Here is a 21623-nt window from a genome sequence, read left to right as displayed (position 1 = left end):
GATCCGCCGAAGGGGAGCACGGGTGGCCATCGCCCTGGAGAAGATCAAGCAGACGCTGCGCAAGTTCGCCGAGGTGGAGGCGCGCGGGGTTTCGCCGCTGTATGACCACCTCGCCACGCACGCGGCCGAGGACGACGACGTCGCCGCGCTGCTGACCGACGCTCGCGGCGGCGAAGCGCGCGGGACGTTGCTGTTCGCCGCCGCGCACCGGCTGGTGCAGGCGGATCCGATCCATCCGCTGTCGCGGTACTACCCGTCGGTCGGCGGTTTCGACGGCGTCGACAGCGAGACGTGGCCGTTGTTCCGCTCGTTCCTGCTGGAACGCGCGGACCAGGCCCGCGAGATCATCTCGACCCGCTACACGCAGACGAACGAGGTGCGCCGCGCCGCGCTGCTGTACCCGGCGGTCACGGCGGCGGCGAAGGAAGCGGGCGGCAAGATCGCGCTGCTCGAGGTCGGCTGCAGCGCGGGGTTGCTGCTGGGGCTCGACCGGTTCGGCTACCGCTACCAGTGCGACGGCGGCGAACAGCTCGCGGCGGGTCCGGCGAAGGCCGCTGTCGGGCTGCACTGCGCGATCGACGTCGCGCCTGGCGCGAAGCTGCCCAAGCTGCCGAAGAAGGTCGCTGTGGCGGCCCGAGCGGGCCTGGACCGGGCACCCGTGGACCTCTCGGACGAGGACGAACTGGCGTGGCTGGAGGCATGCGTCTGGGCCGACCAGGTCGATCGGATCCGGTTGCTGCGCACGGCTGCCGCGGAACAGCGGAAGCACGCGCCGGAGCTGATCGCCGGGGATGCGGTGGACGATCTGGCCTCGGCGGCGTCGCGCTTGCCCGAGGAACTGCCGCTGGTGGTGCTGACGAGTCACGCGCTGGCGTATCTCGGGGACCGGCGGGCGGACTTCGTGGCCGAGCTGGCGCGGCTGTCCTCGTCCCGGCCGGTGTGGTGGGTGAGCCAGGAGTTCTACCGGGCCGGGCTGGAGACCGTCTTGCCCGGCCGGGACGACCTGTCCTCGGACGACGCGGCCGCCGGCGAGCCCGCGATGGCGGTGCTGGGGCTGACGAGCTGGGTCGGCGGGGAACCCGAGGCCCGCGCGCTGGCCAGGACGGCGCCGCACGGGCAGCGGATGACCTGGCTGCCGTGAGCTGATTCGTGCGCGGCGACCGCGGCTGGAACCGTGATCGCCGCGCACGACGTCGCTCGGTGGCGCTCGGCATCGCTCGGGCGCCGTGAGTAACGTGTGTCACATTCACCCCATCAGTCACACTGTCCCGTGCGCGCCCGCGCCGCAGGACTGATGCATGTCCCGCGATATCGAATACGCGTTCCGCGCATTTTCCGTGCTCATCGCGGATGCTTGAACGATGGGGAAACTTTCCGACAACTCCGCAATGCGTTCGCAATCGCGGACGCCGCCGGAGGCAATACGGAAATAACCGCTCCGGATTACGCGGCGGGCCACTCATTCCAGTCACGCAGCGTTATGAGCAACTGGTCCACCAGGTGGCCCGCTTCGTCCAGATTGACCAGTTCGGCCGAGTTGACCCACCGCGCGTCGGTGGCGTCGTCGCCCGCGGTGAGGATTCCGCCGGTCCACGTGCATTCGTAGTCGTGGATGTCGTAGTTGCCGCGGACGACCGAGCCGGCCAGTGTGTGCGGTCTCACGTCGAGCCCGGTCTCCTCGCGGAGCTCCCGGACCACGGCTTCGTGGTCCGTTTCGCCCGGTTTCACCCGGCCGCCGGGCAGCGACCACTGGCCTTTGCCCGGATCGTTCGCGCGCCGGATGAGCAGGAGTCTGCCCTGGTCGTCGAACACAATTCCGCCCACGCAGCGCTCGAGGCCGTCCATGCCACGAAGGTAGCCGAACCCGGCCGCGCCCCCTAGCGTTCGGGAACCTGTACACGGAGAGTAGCCGTACGGTACACTTCGAGCGCCTGGCTGACCCATGCGCGGGACTTTCCTCCCGCGTGAGTGGTCAGTGCGGTACAACGTAGAAAGTCAGTTTTCCGGGTGTCATGGAAGAGACGGGATTGATCGCTGTGAACGCGAAGAAGCTTGCGGGACTCGTGGGTATCGCGTTGGTGCTGTTCTTCGTGATCGCTCAGCCGGGCCATGCTGCTGGTCTTGTCAGCAACATCGTGGACTTCCTCCGCAGCTCGGCCGAATCGGTGATCACGTTCGTCAGCAACATCTTCCACTGACGACAGGGGATACCCTCGAACCATGTTCGCGCCACGCGACCCTGACGAGTACCTTCTCGACACCGAGCGGCGGGTCATCCGGATCCGCCGCCACTGGGCGGTGCTCCTCTGGGACACGTTCGAGGCAGCCGCGCTGCTGATCGTGTGCGTGCTGGTGTCGTATCTGCTGCCGCCCTCGCTGTGGGTGGTGCAGAACATCCTCTGGTACGTCGCGCTGGCGGTGGTGCTGCGGTTCGCCTACGTGATCATCGAGTGGTGGGTCGAACGGCTGGTCGTCACCGACAAACGGTTCGTGATGACCACCGGCGTCTTCACCACCAAGGTGCTGATGATGCCGATCAGCAAGGTCACCGACCTCACCTACCAGCGTTCGGCCTGGGGCCGGATGCTGGGCTACGGCACGATGGTCGTCGAATCGGCGGGCCAGATCCAGGCGCTGAACCGGATCGACTACCTGCCGCGGCCCGAGGAGTTCTACGACACGATCTCCGAGCTCGTGTTCGGCGACAAGCAGAAGCAGGCCGAACGGTTCTCGATGATCAAGGCGCAGCGCGCGGCGCGGGGCAAGAAGCCGGTCGGCTGACCTCCGGGCGCGTCGGCCCTGGTCCCGGTGCCGAGGTGACGCAGCGCATCGTCGAGAATGGGTCCGATGCGCATCGACCTGCACGCCCACTCCACGGCCTCCGACGGTACCGACAGCCCTGCCGAGCTCGTCGGCGCTGCCGCGCGTGCCGGTCTCGACGTCGTCGCGATCACCGACCACGACACCACCGCGGGCTGGGAACCGGCCGCCGAGGCCCTGCCCGCCGGCCTGACGCTGGTGCCGGGCGCGGAACTGTCGACGGTCTCGATCGACCCGGACACCGGCTACGAAATCAGCGTGCACCTGCTCGCGTACCTCTTCGACCCGGCCGCGCCCGCGATCGTCGCGGAACAGACGCGGCTGCGGATCGAGCGGCGCACCCGGTTGCGGCGGATGGCCGAGCGGATGGCCGCCGACGGCCTCCCGGTCGACGCCGACGAGATCCTGGGTCTGCTGCCGGCGGACTCGCCCGCGGGGCGGCCGCACCTCGCGCAGGCGCTCGTCCGCGCGGGGCTGGTCAGCTCCGTCGACGAGGCGTTCAGCGACTATCTGCACAGCCGTCGCGGCTATTACGTCGCGCGCCGCGACACCCCGGTCGAGGACGCGATCGACATGGTGACCGCGGCAGGCGGGGTTACCGTGATCGCGCACCCCTTCGCCTTCAGCCGCGGCGCGACGATCAGCGAGGACACCCTGCGTGACCTGGCGGCGCGCGGGCTGACCGGCGTCGAGGTCAACCATCCCAACCACGATCCGGCCACCCGGGTGCGCACCCGGGAACTGGCCGACGAGCTGGGCCTGGTCCGCACCGGGTCCAGCGATTACCACGGCACGAACAAGACCATCGGGCTCGGCCAGGAGACGACCGAACCGGACCAGCTGGAGGAATTGGTGGGGCGGGCGACCGGCTTCCAAGTGGTGAAAGGCTGAGATGGCCGTCTCGGATTTCTTCGACGCGAAGCTCTTCATGAGCGCGACGATCACCCTCGTCGTGATCATGGACCCGCCGGGCACCGTGCCGGTGTTCCTGAGCCTGGTCGGCCGCAAGCCGATGGCGACGCGGGTGAAAGCGGCCCGGCAGGCGGTGCTGGTGTCGCTGCTGGTCATCTCGCTGTTCGCGGTGGCAGGGCAGGCGATCCTGGCGTATCTGGGCATCGGCATCCCGGCACTGCAGGGCGCGGGCGGCTTGCTGCTGTTGCTGATCGCGCTGCAATTGCTCACCAGCAACGCGGGCAGCAACGAGCCCGAGGCGGCCGAGGACGTCAACGTCGCCCTCGTTCCGCTCGGCACGCCCCTGCTGGCCGGTCCGGGCGCGATCGCGGCGACCATCGTGTTCGTCCGGCAGGCCGACGGGCACCTCGGCGCGTACATCGCGCTGGCGCTCGCGATCGTGACCGTGCATTTCGTGCTGTACACCTGCATGCGGTTCTCGGGCGTGGTCATCCGGCTGATCAAGGAAAGCGGCATCACGCTGCTGGCGAAGATCGCCGGCCTGCTGCTCGCCGCGATCGCCGTCGAGCTGGTCGCGAATTCCGTGCAGGGCTTCATCGCGGGCGGCTAGCCCACGCCGGAAAGTGTCGGTGGTGGTGCGTAGCGTGGGCGTCGATGGAAGGGGGCGGCGTGAAAGAACAGATGGGGTTCGACTTCGGCGTCGAGCAACCGCAGCGGCTCACCAAGGTCTCGCCCGCACGGCTGAGCACCTTTGACGATTGCCCGCGCCGGTACCGGCTGGCTTATCTCGACCGGCCGACACCGCAGCGCACCGGGCCGTGGGCGCACAGCACGCTGGGCGCGGTGGTGCACAACGCGTTGCGGGCGCTTTTCGACCTGCCGGTGGCGAAACGGACGCCGCAGCGCGGGATCGCGCTGGTGGCCGAGCACTGGAAAGACGCCGGTTTCGCCGACGACGACCAGGCCGCGCGCTATCGTGCGCGCGCGAAGGGCTGGGTCGCGGAGTACGTGGAGGACAACGACGTCAGCGACGACCCGGTCGGCCTGGAACGCTGGGTGTCCGCCCCGGTCAGCACCACCGGCGGCCGTCCGACGATGATCATCGAAGGCCGAGCCGACCGGATCGACCAGCGCGGCGGCGAACTGGTGATCGTGGACTACAAAACCGGCCGCCGAGCCCCGGACGAACACGAGGCCCGCGCGTCGCAAGCGCTGGCGATGTACGCCGTGGCGGCCACGCGCACGTTGCGCATGCCGTGCACGAAGGTCGAGCTGCACCATTTGCCGTCCGGCACGATCGCCGCGGCGGAACACACGCCGGAAACCTTGAAGCGCCACCTGGAACGCGCCGAGGAGACCGCGGGGGATTTGCGGTTGGCAGCAGATACCCTTGACGCAGGCGGCGACGGAGACACGTTGTTCCCCGCCCGCCCCGACCGCCGCTGCGCATGGTGCGACTTCCGCCCGAGCTGCGTGGCGGGACAGCAGACCGCCCCTGCCGCGCAACCGTGGGATTTGCTTGCGCCGTAGGGGGTTTCCCGAGACGTGGATTGGACCCGAGGATCGTGGCGTCACCGGACATCGAAAAACCGTCCCGCGGCGGGGCTGGTGCTGCGCATGGTCGCGACGCTGGCCGGGGCCGTGGCGTCGCGGGCGACGGGTCGGTTCACGGCGTAGCAAGGAAGGATTCTGCTGCTGTGTCGACGAATCTTGCCGCGGGATCTGGCGGGGTTCGTGACGGTCGTCGTGTCAAGGACGCCAGCTCGCATGCGGTCAGCACGGCGGGGAACGGCCGTGCGGACACGCGCGGTGCCGCGATGTCGCATGGTGGAAGCGATAGCGCGGCATGGGGCAGCGGTGTTGCGGCGGAGGATGCTGCTCTGACTGGTTCTGAGGCGAAGCGGACTGCGATGGCGTCGCGGAGTTCAGTGGCGGAGGGTGCTGCTCTGACTGGTTCTGAGGCGAAGCGCGCTGCGATGGCGTCGCGGAGTTCAGCGGCAGAGGACAGCGCCGGGTTCGAGGTTATCCATGACTCGACCGCCGCCGATGGTCTTGTGCCTGGCGAGGATGCGGTTATCCATGAATCGCCCGCGCGCGACCGCGCGACCGGGGAAGACGAAGCGCCAGTCAAGGCGGCACCCGAGCGCCATGAGTCGTCACGCAAGCCGCGTGGGCGGTGGTGGCGCGGGTTCACCGGGTCGGTCGCCGCGGGGCTGGCGGTCCTGGCCCTCGGCGTGCTCGTGGTCGGCGTGTTGTGCCTCGTCAACGGAGCACCCGGGCCAGGCCCGCTTAAGCTGGTCGGGCATCCCGTCGCCGCGGTGATTGCGCTTGTGCTGCAACGGGTTGCCGACCGTCGCGTCGGGAAAGTGGCGGTCGGGGCGGGCGTCGGGGTGCTGGTCGTCGCGGGAGCGGCGTTCATTCTGTTGTGGTGGTTCTGAGGGAAGTCAGCGCAGGGCGGCGAGGGTCGGGCCGCGTTGTTCCAGCAGCACCGGGCCTAGTGCGGTGAGGCGGACTGGGCCCGCGTAGGCACCGCGGTCGATGCCGACTGTGCGCAGCGTTGCGCCGTTCGTTTCGTTCAGCACGGCCAGGCCGCCGCGGATGGGCACGACCAACTGGGTCGCGAAGGTGATTCCCGGGCCGAGCGTGCCGTCCAAGGTCCAGCGCGGGGACAGGTCGTCTCGGGACAGGGCAACGGTTTTGGAGCCGGTGTACCAGTAGATCCCCGCAGCGGTGCGGGTCGTCGCCTCGGTGCCGCCGACCGGGTCGTTCGCGGTGTCCGCGGCGGGGAGATCCATGGGGTAGGCGGCTTTTTGCGAACCGTCCGCGCCGTACACGACATACAGCTTCTGGTCGGGCAGCAGCACTCCGGTGAGGTCGCCCGACATCGCGATGACCCGGGCTCGTTTGCCGGCCAGCAGGGCGGTGTAGGTGACCTTCGGTTCGTCCTCGTGCTCGGCGGTCGCCTTGTAGACGGTCAGGCGGTCCGTGCGATCGCCGGGGCAGCGTTCGATCACGCCGATTTTGTCGGCACCCGCTGCTACCGTGCCGTAAGTGCAGTTGGGGCGGGGTTGTTTGTTCGCGTTTTGCAGGAAGGGGACTTTGCCGTACTCCATGCTCTTCACGAGATCGTCGCGCCACGTGTCGAGGAGATGTTTGCCGGTCGTCGTGACGTGGCTGCCGTCGTTGATCAGGCGGGTGCCCAGTTCGGCGTCGCCGTTGCGCTGAGCGGTGATGCGGCCGGTGGCGGGGTCGAGCTGCGTGACCTCGCTGCAGCCCATGGACTTGTGGTACACCGCGTTCACTCGGCCCCATGCGGTGTCCACAGTGCACAGTTGCAGATTTTCGCGGGTGTAGTGCCAGCGGATCTGCCCGGTGAGCGGATCACGGCCGGCGACCTCGCTGCCGTCCGCGGTCACGACGGAGTCGGACTGTCCGATCGGGATCGGCGTCGCGGAACTCGGGGCCTGCCACAGCTGTGTCATCGACCCGGGCACGGAGGTCGGCGGCGCGGGGAGGGCATGCGGCGGATCCGCGAGCGCACGGCTGGTGTGCAGATTGTCGCTGTTCACCGAGACGATCGCGGTGACCACCGCGACCACGACCACGATCGCCCCCGCGATCACCCGGTCCCGCCCCCGATTCCACGGCGAGCGACGGGCTTTCCCCGTCGGCGCAACGGAATCCGCGGCGGCGGGCGGGCGGGGGAGGAGGTTTTCGGAACCGTAGGACTCGGCGGAGGTGCTGCTGACCCCGACGGGTTCGTCGGTGACGCGCGCGATCGGGCCGGTTTGTTCCTCGGGAGTGACCGGGGGGATCGCGGCGTGGGCACCGGCGGGGGAAGCCTTTTCGTGCGCAGGCTCGATCGGCTGGCCGGTTTGCGAGCCTGCCGCGGCGGGAGTGTCTCCGGCCGGGCGGGAGGCCGCTGCGGGGGACTGATGAGGCTCGGCGGGAGCTTCGTCGGCGGCGTGCGCGGCGGAGTCTCCGGCCTGCGAGCCCGGAACGGCTGATGCTGCGGGAGTGTTTCCAGCAGCGCTGGAGACTGCAGAGGACCTGCGGGGCTCAGCGGGAGCTTCCTCGGCGGTGTCTCCGGGCTGTGTGCCGGGAGCGGCCGGTGCTGCGGGAGTGTTTCCGGCGGTGCTGGAGGGCCGTTGGGGTTCGGCGGGAGCTTCGTCGGCATCACGCGCGACGAAGTCTCCAGACTGCGAGCCAGCAGCAGTCGATGCGGAAGCGCTTCCAGCAGCACCCGAAGCCGCCCTGGTAGAGCCCGCAAACGGCTCCTCTGCCGCGGCGGAAGCACCGTCGGCAGCGGAAGCGGCCGAGCCCCCGGCCTGCGACCCCGAAGCGTCTCCACCAAAATCAGAGCCCACAACAGCGGAATCCCCAGACAGCGAAACGCCCCGCTCAGCGGAAGGCGCCCCGCCCGCCCCAGCAGGGGCCTCGTCCGAGACGTGCTCCCCGGCCGGATTATCCGGCCGGGGGCGTTCGTCGGGATTCGCGGGAGTGCCCGCTACGTTCGATCCGGGTTCGGGGGGCGTTTCGTCGGTGCCGTTCCCGTGGTCGTTCACGTAACTGACTCCCGGTGTGTCGCTCAGTCTGCCGACGCAGGTGTATCAGATGCGGACGGACGACGGCGACGGCGGCGGCGTGCCGGGCGGTCTCCGGTTTCTCCGGAGTCGGACGTCGTCGCGGGGGTGGCGTTGCCCGCGGAGGTCGCCGGGCCCGTCGCGTCTGCTCCCGAGCGGGTGCGGCGGCGGGTCCGGGGGCGGTCTTCCTGCTGGTCCGAGGCAGCCGACGCGGCGTCGGCGGCTTCGATGGCCGCGGCGGAGCGGGCACCGCCGCGGGTTCGTTTGCGCGGGGCGCGGTTGCGCTTGCGCGGGGCTTCCTCTTCCGCGGCGGGCGACGAAGGACCATTACCACCGCGACGGCCTCGGCGTTTGCCGCCCAGGTCCTCTTCCTTCTCGGCGGACAGGCCGGCTCGCGTGCGCTTCGACAGCGGCAGGCGGCCCTTCGTGCCCTCCGGAATGCCCAGGTCGCTGTACAGGTGCGGCGACGACGAGTACGTCTCCACCGGCTCTGCCAGGTCGAGGTTCAGCGTGTCCGAGATCAGCTTCCAGCGCGGTTCCTCGTCCCAGTCGACGAGCGTGACCGCGACACCGGTGCGGCCCGCGCGGCCGGTGCGGCCGATGCGGTGCACGTAGGTCTTCTCGTCCTCCGGGCACTGGTAGTTGATCACGTGCGTGACGTCGTCGATGTCGATGCCGCGCGCCGCGACGTCCGTGGCGACCAGGACGTCGACCTTGCCCGAGCGGAACGCGCGCAGTGCCTGCTCGCGGGCGCCCTGGCCGAGGTCGCCGTGCACCGCGGCCGCGGCGAAACCGCGTTCCACCAGGTCGTCGGCGATCTTCTGCGCGGTGCGCTTGGTGCGGCTGAAGATCATCGTGAGCCCGCGGCCCTCGGCCTGCAGCGCCCGCGCGATCAGCTCCGTCTTGTCCATCGAGTGCGCCCGGTAGACGAACTGCGAGGTGCGCTCGTGGATCGCGCCCGCGTCGTTCTCCTCGGCCCGGATGTGCGTGGGCTGGTTCAGGAACGTCCGCGCGAGCGTGATGATCGGGCCCGGCATCGTGGCGGAGAACAGCATCGTCTGCCGCTCGTCCGGCACCATCCGGAGGATCCGCTCGATGTCCGGCAGGAAGCCGAGGTCCAGCATCTCGTCGGCCTCGTCCAGGACGAGCCCGCGGATCTTGCCCAGCACCAGGTGCTGCTGCTCGGCGAGGTCGAGAAGCCGTCCCGGCGTGCCGATGACGACGTCGACGCCCTTGCGCAGCGCCTCGATCTGCGGCTCGTACGGCCGCCCGCCGTAGATCGCCAGCGTGCGGATGCCGAGGTGCTTCCCGGCGCCCTTCAGGTCGTTCGCGACCTGGATGCACAGTTCGCGCGTGGGCACCACGACCAGCACCTGCGGGGTGCCGTCGCCGGGCACCTGCACGCGGTGCAGCAGCGGGACGCCGAAGCCCAGCGTCTTGCCCATGCCGGTGCGGGCCTGGCCGATGAGGTCGTCGCCGGCCATGGCGAGCGGCAGGGTGAGCGCCTGGATGGCGAACGTGTGCACGATGCCCGCTTCCGCGAGCGCTTTGACGATTTCCGGCTTCACACCGAAGGACTCGAACGTCGGCGCCTCTTCGGTCACCGGGGCACCGGCCTGCAGCGGGTGCGACGTGTCCAGCGCGGCCGGTCCGTTTTCGCTGTGCTCGAGAGCGACAGCGGCGGTGGCCTGCGCGGTTTCGGTCTGTTCGGTTGTGGACTGTTCTGCGGTCAGGGTGATCGCCTCTCTCGTGACCAGCGCGCACAGGCCGGTTGTCACTCGACACTCGACCGGGGGCCTGACTCACGCCGCGGCCTCGTCTGCGGAGGCCTGTGGCGCCGGAGCCGCCCTCCCGGGAATGCCGCTAGGAGGCGTGCACGCACACTTGCGGCGAACCCCGGCCGCCCTGGTGGCACCGGCCGTTCGCCTGGTTCCCGCCGCTGTCGGGGCCCTCGAAAAAGGGCGGTCCGGCGCGGCGAAGCTCTGTTTATCCGACCCCACTGTACCTGGTCAGGTGTTTTCCGGGGAATACCGGGAGCGGGCGGCGCGGCGTGGGATCGGTCTCTTCGCGGCGCGGGCCTGCGGTTCGGCGATACCCTCGTCGCCGTGACCGACCCCGCCGAAGCCGCGCCCGCAACTTCCCCGCCCGCGATCAGCGAAGGCGTCGTCGACCTGCTCGGCGTGATCGCCTACCTCGAACTGTCCGCGTTCGACCGGATGGCCGAGGACGCCCGCAGCGCGCCGACGCTGGCCGGCCGCGCCGCGCTCGCGTCGATGGCGGCCGCCGAGATCGGGCACCTCGACCTGCTGACGAAGCATCTCGCGGCGAACGGCGTCGCGGTCGAGGACGCGATGGCCCCGTTCGTGTCGCAAGTGGACGCCTGGCACGGCTCCACCCGGCCGAAATCGTGGCTGGAGTCGCTGGTCAAGGCGTATGTCGGGGACGGGCTCGCGGCCGATCTCTACCGCGAGATCGCGAACTGGCTCGATCCGGAGACCAAGGACCTGGTGCTGACCGTGCTCGCCGACACCGGGCACTCCGCGTTCGCCGAACGCGAAGTCGCCGCCGGGATCAAGGCCGATCCGAAGGCCCGCGACAAGCTCGCGCTGTGGGGCCGCCGGCTGCTCGGCGAGGCGCTCACGCAGGCCCAGTACGTGGTGGCCGAGCGCGATGGCCTGGCCGAACTGATCGTCGCCGGGTCCGGCGATCTCGCGGGAATCGGCGCGCTGTTCCGCCGGTTGCAGCAAGGGCACACCAAGCGCATGCAGGCGCTGGGGCTGGGCTGAGCGAGTGGTCGCGAATCACCTGCTGGTCGCGCGCCACCGCGGCGGCCCGCTTCGGTTAGCCTTGCCGGGCGTAGTCACAACGAGTTTCCAGCGGAGGTCCCACGTGGAGGTCAAGATCGGCATCAAGGACACGCCGCGCGAGCTGGTGGTGTCCAGTGGCCAGACTCCCGAAGAGGTGGAGAAGCTGGTCGCCGAGGCGCTGACGGCCGGTGACGGGCTCTTCCGCCTCAACGACGAGAAGGGCCGCAAGTACCTGGTCCCGTCCGACCGCATCGCGTACGTCGAGATCGCCCCGTCCGACGTCCGCAAGGTCGGGTTCGGCGTCGGCGACTGATTCAGCCGTACACGCGAAAGGCCGCTCCGGAGCACAGCTTCCGGAGCGGCCTTTTTCGTGGTCAGGCTGTTGCTTCTTCGACCTCGGCCAGCGTTTTCGGGACCGAGAACGGGGGCGTGGACGTGCCGGTGAGCCGGTAGCGGCCCCACGGGTCCGGATCGGACAGCTCGCCCTCGGCGGTGTGCTCGCCGACCCGCACCTCGCAGGCCTTCTTGCGCCCGCCGACCGCCTCGGCCAGCTTCGGGTTCGCGGCGACGCGGCCGTACCAGTGGTAGTAACCGTCGATCGGCTGGAAATAGCCGCGCAGATCGAGGTCCGCGGCGATCTCCGTGCCGTCGACGACCAGCGTCGCCGAGCCCGTGTAGCCGTCTTCGTCGCTCATCCGGGGTCCTCTCGTCAGCCGGCCTCGTCGCCGGCGGCGGTGTCGTTCTCGGTGCGTCCGAGCTGGACGACCTTGTTCTCCTCGAGCGGCAGGTTCGGGTCGATCACCACGCCTTGCTGGCGGGTGAGCCCGTCGATCGCCGCCCAGATGATCTGGGTGAGGTACTCGACCACCGAATCGCGGCCCATCGAACGCCGGTCCAGCCACCATTCGCCGGTGCTCTGGACCATGCCGACGATCCCGTGCGCCCACGGTTCGGCCGCGCCGGAGTCCATGTTGAACATCCGCATGTAGTCGCCGAGCAGGGCGGTCAGCGCGGTCGCGATGACCTCCTTGTCCTCCGCGACGACGTCCGAATCGGTGGTTTTGCCCGGCAGTCCGCCGTGTGCCAGCAAGCGGTACAGGTTCGGGTGCTCTTCGATGACGCCGAAGAACGCGTCGAGCGCCATCCGGATCCGCGGCACCGGCGCGAGTTCCGCGTTGATCGCCGGGATCAACCGTTCGAAAAGGATCTCCGTGCCGCGCTGGCCGAGTGCGACGTACAGGTCGGCCTTGTCCTCGAAATGCCGGTACAGCACGGGTTTCGTGACGCCCGCTTCCGCGGCGACGTCCTCCATGCCGAGGTCTGGACCGTGCGCGTCGAGCGCGCGCAGGGCCGCTTCGACGAACTCCGCGCGACGGGCGATGCGGTGCTTGCGCCAGCGATCGCGGCGCGCGTCCCCGGTGCTCGTTTCGGTGTCGGCCGCCTGCTTGCCGGACTGCTTGCTGGAGCGCTTGACACGTTCGATCACGGCGGTCATGCTACCAGAGGTAACTGTTACCACGGGTTACATGTTCTAGGCCACAGAGTCCGTGGGGGCAGGCGGGACGCGGCTTCTCGATTCAACGGCGAGTCAGGCGCTGGAAGGGGCTGATGATGACGCGGACGCTCAAGGTGACCGACCGGGAGGCGACGGCACAGCGGTTGCTGAAGTCGGCGGCGAACAAGTTCTACGACCCGGACGTCGACATCGACTGGGACGCGCCGCTGGTCGAGGGCAAGCGGTACATCCTGCCGGAGCGCTCGTCGCTCTACGGCACCCCGCTGTGGGACCGGCTGAGCCCGGAACAGCGGATCGAGCTGGGCAAGCACGAGATGGCCAGCATCGCGACCACTGGGCTGTGGTTCGAGATCCTCCTGATGCAGATGCTGCTCAAGGAGGTCTACGCGCAGGACCCGACGACGGCGCACGCGCAGTTCGCGCTCACCGAGATCGCCGACGAGTGCAGGCACTCCACGATGTTCGCCCGGATGTCCGCGCGGATCGGCTGCCCGACCTACGGTCCGGTGCCGGTGCTGCGGCAGTTCGCGAAGCTGATGCCGACCATCTCCTACGGTCCGGCGCGCTACGGCGCGATCCTGGTCGCCGAGGAGGTGCTCGACCGGCTGCAGCGCGAGCAGATGAACGACGACCAGATCCAGCCGCTGGTCCGGATGGTCAACCGGATCCACGTGCTGGAGGAGGCGCGGCACGTCACCTTCGCCCGCGAGGAAGTCACCCGCGGGATGGCGAAACTCGGCCGCGCGGAGGTCGCCTACCAGCAGTTCAGCATCGCGCTGATCTCGTACTTCGTGACGCGGGCGTTCATCAACCCGAACGTCTACAAGGCGGTCGGGATCCGGCCGCGCGAGGGCGTCGAGACGGCGCTGAACAACCCGCACTGGCGCGCGACGATCGCGTGGGCCGGGGAGAAGATCATGCCGTTCCTGCAGGAGTCCGGTCTGGTCGGGTTGCCAGGGAAACCGTTCTGGCGCAAGTCTTTCCTGTTGCCGGAGGGCAAATGACTACCGTAGAACGGCTGCGCAATCCGGCTCGTGAGCACCGGTTCGTGACCAGTGACGGCTGTGCGCTGCACGTCGAACTGAGCGGTCCGGCCGATGCCGCCGTGACGCTGGTGCTGGTGCACGGCTGGACGCAGGACCACCGCACGTGGGACGGCGTCATGGACCACCTCGGCCCCGGCGTCCGGACGCTGCGCTACGACCTGCGCGGGCACGGCGGTTCCGCGCCCGCGACCAAGGAAACCGGCACGATTCCGCGGCTGGCCGACGATCTGGCCGAGCTGATCGCCGCGCGCGTGCCGTCGGGTCCGCTGGTGCTCGCCGGGCATTCGATGGGCGGCATGACCATGATGGCGCTGGCCGAACGGCATCCGGAACTGGTCCGGGACCGGGTGGTCGGGGCGGCGTTCGTGGCGACGTCCTCGGGGCAGATGGACCGGATCACGTTGGGGCTGCCCGGAATGGCGGGCCAGTTCTCCGCGCGGTTCGAGCGCAGGCTGGCGAAAGCGTTGTCGCACCGCAAGGGCGAGCGGCTGCCGTTGAGCCCGGCGATGGTGCGTTCGGGCGCGCGGTTCCTCGTGTTCGGGGAGCATCCGCGCCGCGCGGACCTGCGGCTGGTCGCGGATCAGCTGTTGTGCGCGCATCCGGCGAGCCTGGGCGCGTTCCAGGACGCGATTTCGACGCACGACCGCCGCGTCGCGCTGGCGACCCTGCGCGGTACGCCGTCCGTGGTGCTGGCGGGGGAGAAGGACCGGCTTTGCCCGCTGCCGCACGCGAAAGTGATCGCGGACGAGCTGCCGGACGCGGAGTTTGTCCGTTTTCCCGGCGCTGGGCACATGTTGCCGCAGGAGCGAGCGGGCGAGGTCGCGAAACGCATCGGGGCGCTGCTGCGGGTTTCGTGACCCTTCGCGTTCGCGCTCATACCTGTCTGTCGGCTGTTCCCGGCCGCTCGGCGCTGTCACGCTGGGTGGCTGGGATGTCGCCGACAGACAGGACGGGTGCATGGGCCAGCCGCTGAGCGCGCACGTCAACCGCAGCCTGATGGCGATTTCCCGGCGGGCGGAGAGCGTGGACCGGCACACGCTGGCCAAGACCTTCGTGGTGGCCGGGTCGTTTTCGGCGATGCTGCATTCGGCTGACCACCAGATCTTTTACGGCCGCCGCGGCACCGGGAAAACGCACGCCTTGCTGTACCTGGCCGATCTGGTCGAGGAAACGCACGATGTCGCGGTGTACCTGGATCTCCGCACGATCGGGTCCACCAGCGGGCTGTATGCGAATCAGCAACTGCCGGTGTCGCTTCGAGGCACTCAGCTGCTGGTCGACACGCTGGAGGCGGTGCACGAACAGCTGCTGACCACGGCGATCGAGACACAGGTGTCCGATCAAGGAGGCTTGCTGCAGGGCCTCGACGAGCTGACCGAGGCGGCGACGACGGTCGAGGTCGTCGGCAATGTCGAGCGGGAGACGACCGTCGGCGGTTCAGCCGAGCAGGCGACCAGCGCCGGGGCTTCGGCGTCCTGGGGACCGGGCGGTCCGCGCGGTCGGGTGACGATGTCGGGCAGCAGCCGGCAATCGGTGACGGCCTCGGATCGCTTGCGGCGCACTGGAACCGAGCATCACCAGGTCATTTTCGGGCCGCTCAGCCGGGCGCTGGCCCGGGTCACGGCCGCGTTGGCGCCGGCCCGGCTGTGGCTGCTGCTGGACGAGTGGAGCTCGATTCCCCTTGAGCTGCAACCGTTGCTGGCGGATCTGCTGCGCCGCAGCGTGCTGCCGACGCGCGGGACGACGGTCAAGATCGCGGCGATCGAACGCCGGTCCCGGTTCCGCGAACCGGGCCGCGACGGCGATTACGTCGGCATCGAGGTCGGCGCGGACGCGGCCTCCGCGGTCAGCTTCGACGACGTGCTCCTGTTCGATCACGGCCGGACCCAGTCGAGACAGTTTTTCGCCGAACTCTTCCTCAATCACGTACGACCGCGGATGCCGATGACCGACGACCCGGCGGAATTCGTGGCCACGGCGTTCAGCCGCACCGCGTTTCCCGAACTCGTGCGCGCGGCCGAGGGCGTGCCCCGCGACGCGATCAACATCGCCGCGTTGGCCGCGCAGCACGCGAATACCGCGACGATCGGGATCCGGCACGTCCGGCAGGCCGCGCAAGATTGGTACCTGCGCGACAAATACGCCGCCATCGCCGGGAACGAACCGGCCTTGACGACGCTTCGCTGGCTGGTGGACGAGGTGGTCGGCCGGCGCCGCTCGCGTACTTTCCTGCTCGAGCACGCCAGCGGCGCACACGACGAGACCATGCGCGATCTGCACGACGCCCGGCTCGTTCACCTGGTGCGGCGCGGGATCGTCAACCGCAAGCGGCCGGGAACGCTCTACGACGGTTTCGCCATCGACTACGGCTGTTACGTCGCCTTGTTGTCAGACAGTGAACGACCGTCGCGGCGAAGCAAAGCCGACGCCTGGCTGACCGATCCGCACGGCGCGCTGCCGGACCATCTCGAACAGCTGCTGGTCGAACTGCCCGGAGCGGCGAGATCGGTGCCCCGCCAGCGAAAACCGCGCGAATGAGCTAGCGGAGCCGTTCGAGCGCGGCGACGGTGGCCGGGACGTCCTCCCAGATCGGCGAGTGCCCGGTCTCGACGGTGACGAGTTCGCTGTCCGGCAGGTGGTCGACGAGGTGCTGGGCGTCCGCGAGCGTGCGGGCGCGGTCGCGGATTCCGTGCAGCACCGTGACCGGGCAGCGGATCGCCGCGAGCCGCGGCGTGAGGTCCAGATCCCGTTGGCTCGTCAGGACTTCCAGCGCGGCTTCGGCCGGGACGCGGGCGGCGTAATCGAGCAGTTGAGCCCGCAGATCCGGCGGCAACGGCGCGGCGAAGGACCGGTCGAGGACGGCTGCGTGCAGGTCGGGACCCCATTCGGTGGCGATCGTGGCGAGGATCCGGTCGACGTCGCCGTGGCCGCGCATGTGCGCGCCGGTGTTCGCGAGCAGCAGCGCGGAAACCAGGTCCGGCCGGGTCGCCGCGACCGTCGCCGCGACGCAGCCGCCCGTGGAGTGCCCGATCAGGGTGACCGGGCCGCCGTGCTGTTCGATCCGGTCGGCGACGCGCGCCGCGATGTCCTCGATCCGCCACGGACCCGGTGCGGTCATCCAGTCGACCGCGTCCAGTCCTCCCGGCAGCGCGGCCGCCAGCGGTGCGTAGATCAGCGGGCTGCACAACGTGCCCGGCACCGCGACCACGCGCACGGGCGTCAGTTGTCCTTGAGCGGGAAACCGCCGCCGATGCCGCGCCACGCGAGGTTCGCGGTGAGCGCCACCGCGTCCTCGCGGCTCATCGACTGGTTGTGCTGCAGCCAGTAGCGCGCGCTGACCTGGCTCATCCCGACCAGGCCGACCGCCAGCAGGCGGGCCTTCTCCTCGTCCAGCCCGGCGTCGGAGGTGATCGTCTCGGTGATGGCCTCGACGCTCGCCGAGGTCGCGCGGTCCACCGCCTCCTGCACGGCGGGCTCGCCGCGGAGGTCGGATTCGAAGACCATGCGGAACGCGCCGGCGTCGTTGTTCACGAAGTCGAAGAACGCCCCGACCGTGGCCGGGACGCGCTGGCGGTTGTCCGTGGTGGAGTTCAGCGCGCCCTGCACGCGGCCGACGAGGTCGTCGACGTGGCTTTCCAGCAGCGCGATGTACAGGTCGAGCTTGCCGGGGAAGTGCTGGTAGAGGACCGGTTTGCTGACCCCGGCCTCCTCGGCGATCTCGTCCATCGCCGCCGCGTGGTAGCCGTGCTCGGCGAAGACGCGCTGCGCGGCCGTCAGCAACTGGGCCCGGCGCTCCGTCCGGGGCAACCGGACGCCTCGTTGCAGTCGCGCCATCTCCGTCATTCTTCCTCCGTCCGCAGCCTTCGCCGGGCGGGTTCACCACCGCGTGAAGTGAATCTGACATTACCCGTGGGTACGCCCGAAATGCCAAGGGTCAGGCATCCTGGACCGGTGACCACCACGACCTCCCGCCCCGCCGCCGCGGCGGCGGTCCGCCCGCCGGTGACCCAGGTGCCATTGTCGACTACGCCCCTTCCGCCGCTCGACGGGGCGCTGCCTGCCTGGCCGGGAACGGTCGAGGACGGCCTCCACATCCGGCACACGCCCGGTCCGGACGGCACGCCCGCGGTGTACGTGCACGGGCTCGGCGGGTCGTCCACGAACTGGACCGACCTCGCCGCGCTGCTCGCCCCGACCGCGGCCGGACAGGCCGTTGACCTGCCCGGATTCGGTTATTCGGAGCCCGCGGAAGGATTCGCCTACAGCCTCGACGACCACGCCGACGTCATCGCGAGCAGGCTGGAACGGCTCGGCGGGCCGGTGCACCTGCTCGGCAACTCGATGGGCGGCGCGATCTCGCTGCTGGTCGCGGCGCGGAGGCCGGAGCTGGTGAGAACTCTCACCCTGATTTCCCCGGCGATGCCGGACCGCCGCCCGGACCCGCGCCGGCTGTCCGATCCGCTGATGGCGCTGGCCTACCTCCCGGTGGTCGGGGCGCGGGTGCGCCGCCGGATGGCCGGGATGACCGCCCGCGAACGCGCCGCGCAGGTCATCAAGCTGTGCTTCCACGATCCGTCCCGCTTCCCGGACGCCCGGCTGGACGAACTGGTCGAGGAGCACGCCGCGCGCGCCGGGTTCCCGTGGGCGCTGGCCGCGATGGAGCGCAGCACGTTCGGCATCTTCCGGCGCTGGACCGCGCTCGGCGCCGCGTCGCTGTGGTCGGTCGCCAAACAGGTTCAGGCCCCGACGCTGGTCGTCTGGGGACTCCACGACCGGGTGATCTCGGTCAAGCGCGCGCTGCGGACCGCGCAGACGATTCCGCACGCCCGGATGCTGGTCCTCCCGCGCACCGGACACGTTGCGCAGATGGAACGTCCGCAGGTGGTGGCCAAGGCCGTGCTGGGTCTGTGGGAGGGCGCGGACAAGGGCTCCTGGTAGCCCGGACGGGGGACCGCGGATCGCCGGGGAGCCCGCCAGTCGCTGCCGGGAACGTCGCCGTCGTGTGGCACCCTGGGTCGGTGGACCGGCTGAAGCAGGACGCGCGAGCGAAGGACCGGCGGGGCCCGACCGCCGGGTCGGCCCGGCGTTCAGCGTCCTCGGGGTCGGCGGGCTCCGGCGATGCGGAGGCCGACTCTCCGCGTGTCGGCCAGTACCGGCCCGCGCGCAAGCCCGCCCAGCGCGTAGGCGACGACCGGTACCGGCCGGGCGGGCGACGCACCAGCGCCGAGCCGCTCGCCGCCTCCTGGAAACCCAAGGACGGCGGCTCCGAGAAGCGCCCGGCGCCGAAGAAGAAGCAGTCGCCGTTCGCGCGGTTCGTGAAGACCTACGGCTGGCGCGTGTACGCGCTGCCGATCCTGGCCGTGATCACCGTGCTGGTCGCGGTCAACACCGCCTCCGGCCCGTCCGACGCCGGGGTCGCGGGCAGCAGCGGCGAGGTCGCGTCCGGCGACACGTCCTCCGGCGCGATCGACAGCGGCGGCGGCATCCCGGAGAACCCCGCGCAGCCGGTGGACCTCAACGTGCCCACCGCGGATCTGCCCGCCGGCGGCCCTTACACGCAGACGGGCAAGGGCACCTGGCACGTCGTGCCGGGGTCCGGCGACGTCGTGGGCAAGGGCGGGAAGCTCTACACCTACACCGTCGAGGTCGAGGACGGCATCGACCCGGCCAGTTACGCGGGCGACGACAGCTTCGGCACCGCGGTGCAGGGCATTCTGTCCGATCCGCGCAGCTGGACCTGGAATGGCGAGCTCCGGCTGCAGCGGGTCGACGCGAGCTATCCGAACCCGACTTTCCGGGTGAGCCTCACCACGCCGGACACCACGCACCGGCCGGACGCGTGCGGGTTCCAGATCAAATTCGAGGCCTCGTGCTACCGGAGCAGCATGGGCCGGGTGCTGATCAACCTGTCGCGCTGGGTGCGCGGCGCGAAGGCCTACGGCCCGGACATGACGGGGTACCGGCAGTACGCCATCAACCACGAGGTCGGGCACGCGCTGGGCAACCATCACGTGGGCTGTCCCGGAGACGGCAAACCGGCCCCGGTGATGATGCAGCAGACGTTCGGCGTCGCGGACGACTACGTCGCGAAGCTCAACGACATCCCCGGCGGCGACAAGGGCAAGGTCGCCGCGGACCACCACGTGTGCAAGCCGAACGGGTGGCCGAACCCGACTCCGCAGGGCCCGTAACAACGTCCCACGATCTGAGAGCAGGGAAGTGTCCCTTGCGGGCGGGCGTTGAACATACTGGGATCGACTACGCGACCCGCGCGAGTATGGAGGACCCGATGTCAGACACGGCACTGCCGCCGCTCGTCGAGCCGGCAGCCGAGCTCACCAAGGAAGAGGTGGCCCGGTACAGCCGTCACCTGATCATCCCGGACGTCGGGGTGGTCGGGCAGAAGCGGTTGAAGAACGCGAAGGTCCTGGTCATCGGTGCGGGCGGCCTCGGAAGCCCGGCGCTGCTGTACCTGGCGGCCGCCGGCGTGGGCACGCTCGGCATCATCGACTTCGACGTTGTCGACGAATCCAACCTGCAGCGCCAGGTGATCCACGGCCAGTCCGACCTCGGCAAGCTCAAGGCCGCGTCGGCGCAGGAATCGATCGCCGAGATCAACCCGCTGGTGAAGGTGCACCTGCACACCGAGCGCCTGGAATCGGCGAACGCGCTGGAGATCTTCAACCAGTACGACCTGATCCTCGACGGCACGGACAACTTCGCCACGCGCTACCTGGTCAACGACGCGGCGGTGCTGGCGGGCAAGCCGTATGTGTGGGGTTCGATCTTCCGGTTCGAAGGCCAGGTGAGCGTCTTCTGGGAGGACGCCCCGAACGGCAAGGGCCTCAACTACCGGGACCTCTACCCCGAGCCGCCGCCCCCCGGCATGGTCCCGTCCTGCTCCGAAGGCGGCGTACTGGGCGTGCTGTGCGCGTCGATCGGCTCGATCATGGTGACCGAGGCGATCAAGCTCATCACCGGCATCGGAGAGCCGCTCCTCGGGCGGTTGATCTCCTATGACGCGCTGGAGATGAAGTACCGTGAGGTCAAGATCCGCAAGGACCCGGAGACCCCGAAGATCACCGAACTGATCGACTACGAAGCCTTCTGCGGCGTCGTGTCGGACGAAGCCGCCTCGGCCGCCTCGGGCAGCACGCTGACCCCCGCGGAACTGAAGGCCAAATTCGACGCGGGCGAGGACTTCGCCCTGATCGACGTCCGCGAACCGCACGAGTACGAGATCGTGAACATCAAGGGCGCCACGCTGATCCCGAAGGACCGCATCCTGTCCGGCGAGGCATTGGCGGAGTTGCCGCAGGACAAGCCCATCGTTCTGCACTGCAAGTCCGGTGCCCGCTCGGCCGAGGCGCTGGCCGCGCTGCACGCAGCAGGCTTCAAGGACGCCACCCACCTAGGCGGCGGAGTCCTGGCCTGGGCACGGCAGATCGACCCGAGCCTGCCGACTTACTGAGCCCTGTTTGGCCGTGAAGGGCTCCTTGAGGGACTTAGATTCCCTGAAGGAGCCCTTCACGGCTTTTTCGCGTACGTGAGGGCCACCCTGAGGAACTCTGATTCCGTGAGGGTTCCCCTCACGACCAGCCGACGGTCCGTGAGGGACCCCTTCACGGACCTGGATTCCCTCAAGGAGCCCTTCACGGCCCGCCCGCTCGCCCCGCGCCCGCTCGGGATGCCGCCCCAATGTGGCATTGGTTGCGTCCCACGCACCGAACGCCACATTGGGTGCGTCACATGCACCCAATGCCACATTGGGGCGCTAGCCCCACACTGCGAGAAACCGCCGCCGGTGCACCCAACTGTCGGTGCACCCAGCCCACCCCCGCACCCCGATACGAAGCTCTCCTGCGGTCTGGGGTGGCTTGTCAAGGCATCTTTCCCGCCTTGACAAGCCACCCCAGACCGTCAGCACAATCAAGCTTCG

General features: G+C 69.6%; 22 protein-coding genes. 15 read left to right on the top strand and 7 right to left on the bottom strand.

Features of this window, described 5'->3' with window-relative positions; genetic code table 11:
* The first annotated feature begins 22 nt into the window (after positions 1-22).
* Positions 23-1141 carry a DUF2332 domain-containing protein gene (locus PUT80_RS40625; protein ID WP_275295311.1) on the top strand — a complete coding sequence of 373 codons (1119 nt, stop codon included), beginning with the start codon at positions 23-25 and terminating at the stop codon, positions 1139-1141.
* A gap of 302 nt (positions 1142-1443) precedes the next feature.
* Here the strand turns inward: PUT80_RS40625 and PUT80_RS40620 are convergent, their stop codons facing one another.
* A complete protein-coding gene (locus PUT80_RS40620) occupies positions 1444-1845 on the bottom strand; it encodes an NUDIX hydrolase (RefSeq protein ID WP_275295310.1) in 402 nt (133 codons plus the stop codon).
* Between the two features lie 167 nt (positions 1846-2012).
* On the opposite strand from PUT80_RS40620, the gene PUT80_RS40615 reads away from it, so the two are divergent.
* The 6 genes from PUT80_RS40615 (at position 2013) to PUT80_RS40590 (ending at position 6170) form a co-directional block, all read left to right on the top strand.
* Positions 2013-2198 carry a hypothetical protein gene (locus tag PUT80_RS40615; protein ID WP_037815868.1) on the top strand — a complete coding sequence of 62 codons (186 nt, stop codon included), beginning with the start codon at positions 2013-2015 and terminating at the stop codon, positions 2196-2198.
* A 22-nt stretch (positions 2199-2220) separates the two neighbouring features.
* Positions 2221-2781, top strand: a complete 561-nt coding sequence (locus PUT80_RS40610) for a PH domain-containing protein (RefSeq protein ID WP_037353298.1) — start codon at positions 2221-2223, stop codon at positions 2779-2781.
* A gap of 57 nt (positions 2782-2838) precedes the next feature.
* Complete coding sequence (locus PUT80_RS40605) at positions 2839-3711, top strand: PHP domain-containing protein (RefSeq protein WP_037815866.1); 873 nt, start codon at positions 2839-2841, stop codon at positions 3709-3711.
* Position 3712: 1 nt separating this feature from the next.
* A complete protein-coding gene (locus PUT80_RS40600; RefSeq protein ID WP_009072963.1) occupies positions 3713-4342 on the top strand; it encodes a MarC family protein in 630 nt (209 codons plus the stop codon).
* Positions 4343-4413: 71 nt separating this feature from the next.
* Positions 4414-5262 carry a PD-(D/E)XK nuclease family protein gene (locus PUT80_RS40595; protein WP_037816395.1) on the top strand — a complete coding sequence of 283 codons (849 nt, stop codon included), beginning with the start codon at positions 4414-4416 and terminating at the stop codon, positions 5260-5262.
* A gap of 446 nt (positions 5263-5708) precedes the next feature.
* Positions 5709-6170, top strand: a complete 462-nt coding sequence (locus PUT80_RS40590; protein ID WP_275295309.1) for a hypothetical protein — start codon at positions 5709-5711, stop codon at positions 6168-6170.
* Between the two features lie 6 nt (positions 6171-6176).
* On the opposite strand, the gene PUT80_RS40585 is transcribed toward PUT80_RS40590, so the two are convergent.
* Together PUT80_RS40585 and PUT80_RS40580 are read right to left on the bottom strand one after the other, a co-directional pair.
* A complete protein-coding gene (locus PUT80_RS40585) occupies positions 6177-7355 on the bottom strand; it encodes a hypothetical protein (protein ID WP_275295308.1) in 1179 nt (392 codons plus the stop codon).
* A 965-nt stretch (positions 7356-8320) separates the two neighbouring features.
* The gene (locus PUT80_RS40580) at positions 8321-9919 is read right to left on the bottom strand and encodes a DEAD/DEAH box helicase (RefSeq protein WP_275295323.1); all 1599 of its coding nucleotides are present in this window, start codon (positions 9917-9919) and stop codon (positions 8321-8323) included.
* Positions 9920-10420: 501 nt separating this feature from the next.
* Between PUT80_RS40580 and PUT80_RS40575 the strand changes: the two genes are divergently transcribed.
* The gene (locus tag PUT80_RS40575; RefSeq protein WP_199817816.1) at positions 10421-11101 is read left to right on the top strand and encodes a ferritin-like fold-containing protein; all 681 of its coding nucleotides are present in this window, start codon (positions 10421-10423) and stop codon (positions 11099-11101) included.
* 103 nt (positions 11102-11204) lie between these two features.
* Entirely contained in the window at positions 11205-11435 is a 231-nt protein-coding gene (locus PUT80_RS40570) for a DUF3107 domain-containing protein (protein ID WP_009072973.1), read from the top strand.
* A gap of 61 nt (positions 11436-11496) precedes the next feature.
* Here the strand turns inward: PUT80_RS40570 and PUT80_RS40565 are convergent, their stop codons facing one another.
* Together PUT80_RS40565 and PUT80_RS40560 are read right to left on the bottom strand one after the other, a co-directional pair.
* Entirely contained in the window at positions 11497-11817 is a 321-nt protein-coding gene (locus PUT80_RS40565) for a DUF4873 domain-containing protein (protein WP_037815862.1), read from the bottom strand.
* 14 nt (positions 11818-11831) lie between these two features.
* Positions 11832-12617, bottom strand: coding sequence for a TetR/AcrR family transcriptional regulator (locus tag PUT80_RS40560; RefSeq protein ID WP_037815860.1), 786 nt, complete (start codon positions 12615-12617; stop codon positions 11832-11834).
* Between the two features lie 116 nt (positions 12618-12733).
* On the opposite strand from PUT80_RS40560, the gene PUT80_RS40555 reads away from it, so the two are divergent.
* The 3 genes from PUT80_RS40555 to PUT80_RS40545 all read left to right on the top strand — a co-directional run bounded on the left by PUT80_RS40555 (position 12734) and on the right by PUT80_RS40545 (position 16222).
* On the top strand, positions 12734-13642 hold the full coding sequence (locus tag PUT80_RS40555) for a diiron oxygenase (RefSeq protein WP_037816391.1): 909 nt from the start codon (positions 12734-12736) through the stop codon (positions 13640-13642).
* Complete coding sequence (locus PUT80_RS40550) at positions 13639-14541, top strand: alpha/beta hydrolase (protein ID WP_037815858.1); 903 nt, start codon at positions 13639-13641, stop codon at positions 14539-14541. Before PUT80_RS40555 ends, PUT80_RS40550 begins: the two co-directional genes overlap by 4 nt.
* A gap of 100 nt (positions 14542-14641) precedes the next feature.
* The gene (locus PUT80_RS40545; RefSeq protein WP_275295307.1) at positions 14642-16222 is read left to right on the top strand and encodes a hypothetical protein; all 1581 of its coding nucleotides are present in this window, start codon (positions 14642-14644) and stop codon (positions 16220-16222) included.
* Between the two features lies 1 nt (position 16223).
* Here PUT80_RS40545 and PUT80_RS40540 read toward each other — a convergent pair whose 3' ends face one another.
* Entirely contained in the window at positions 16224-16898 is a 675-nt protein-coding gene (locus PUT80_RS40540; protein ID WP_275295306.1) for an alpha/beta hydrolase, read from the bottom strand.
* A 5-nt stretch (positions 16899-16903) separates the two neighbouring features.
* Positions 16904-17527 (bottom strand): TetR/AcrR family transcriptional regulator, encoded by a 624-nt coding sequence (locus tag PUT80_RS40535; protein ID WP_009072985.1) that lies wholly within the window; start codon positions 17525-17527, stop codon positions 16904-16906.
* 108 nt (positions 17528-17635) lie between these two features.
* On the opposite strand from PUT80_RS40535, the gene PUT80_RS40530 reads away from it, so the two are divergent.
* The 3 genes from PUT80_RS40530 to moeZ all read left to right on the top strand — a co-directional run bounded on the left by PUT80_RS40530 (position 17636) and on the right by moeZ (position 21155).
* A complete protein-coding gene (locus PUT80_RS40530) occupies positions 17636-18622 on the top strand; it encodes an alpha/beta fold hydrolase (RefSeq protein ID WP_051729137.1) in 987 nt (328 codons plus the stop codon).
* A gap of 80 nt (positions 18623-18702) precedes the next feature.
* Positions 18703-19875, top strand: coding sequence for a DUF3152 domain-containing protein (locus PUT80_RS40525; protein WP_275295305.1), 1173 nt, complete (start codon positions 18703-18705; stop codon positions 19873-19875).
* Between the two features lie 98 nt (positions 19876-19973).
* Positions 19974-21155: an adenylyltransferase/sulfurtransferase MoeZ gene (gene moeZ, locus PUT80_RS40520; protein ID WP_037816386.1), complete on the top strand. Its 1182-nt coding sequence runs from the start codon at positions 19974-19976 to the stop codon at positions 21153-21155.
* The last annotated feature ends 468 nt before the right edge of the window (positions 21156-21623 follow it).

Origin of the sequence: Amycolatopsis sp. La24 (assembly GCF_029087445.1) — a bacterium.
GTDB classification, from domain to species: domain Bacteria; phylum Actinomycetota; class Actinomycetes; order Mycobacteriales; family Pseudonocardiaceae; genus Amycolatopsis; species Amycolatopsis nivea.
Note: the sequence above shows the minus strand (reverse complement) of the source record. Positions and strands in the feature narration are given on the sequence as shown.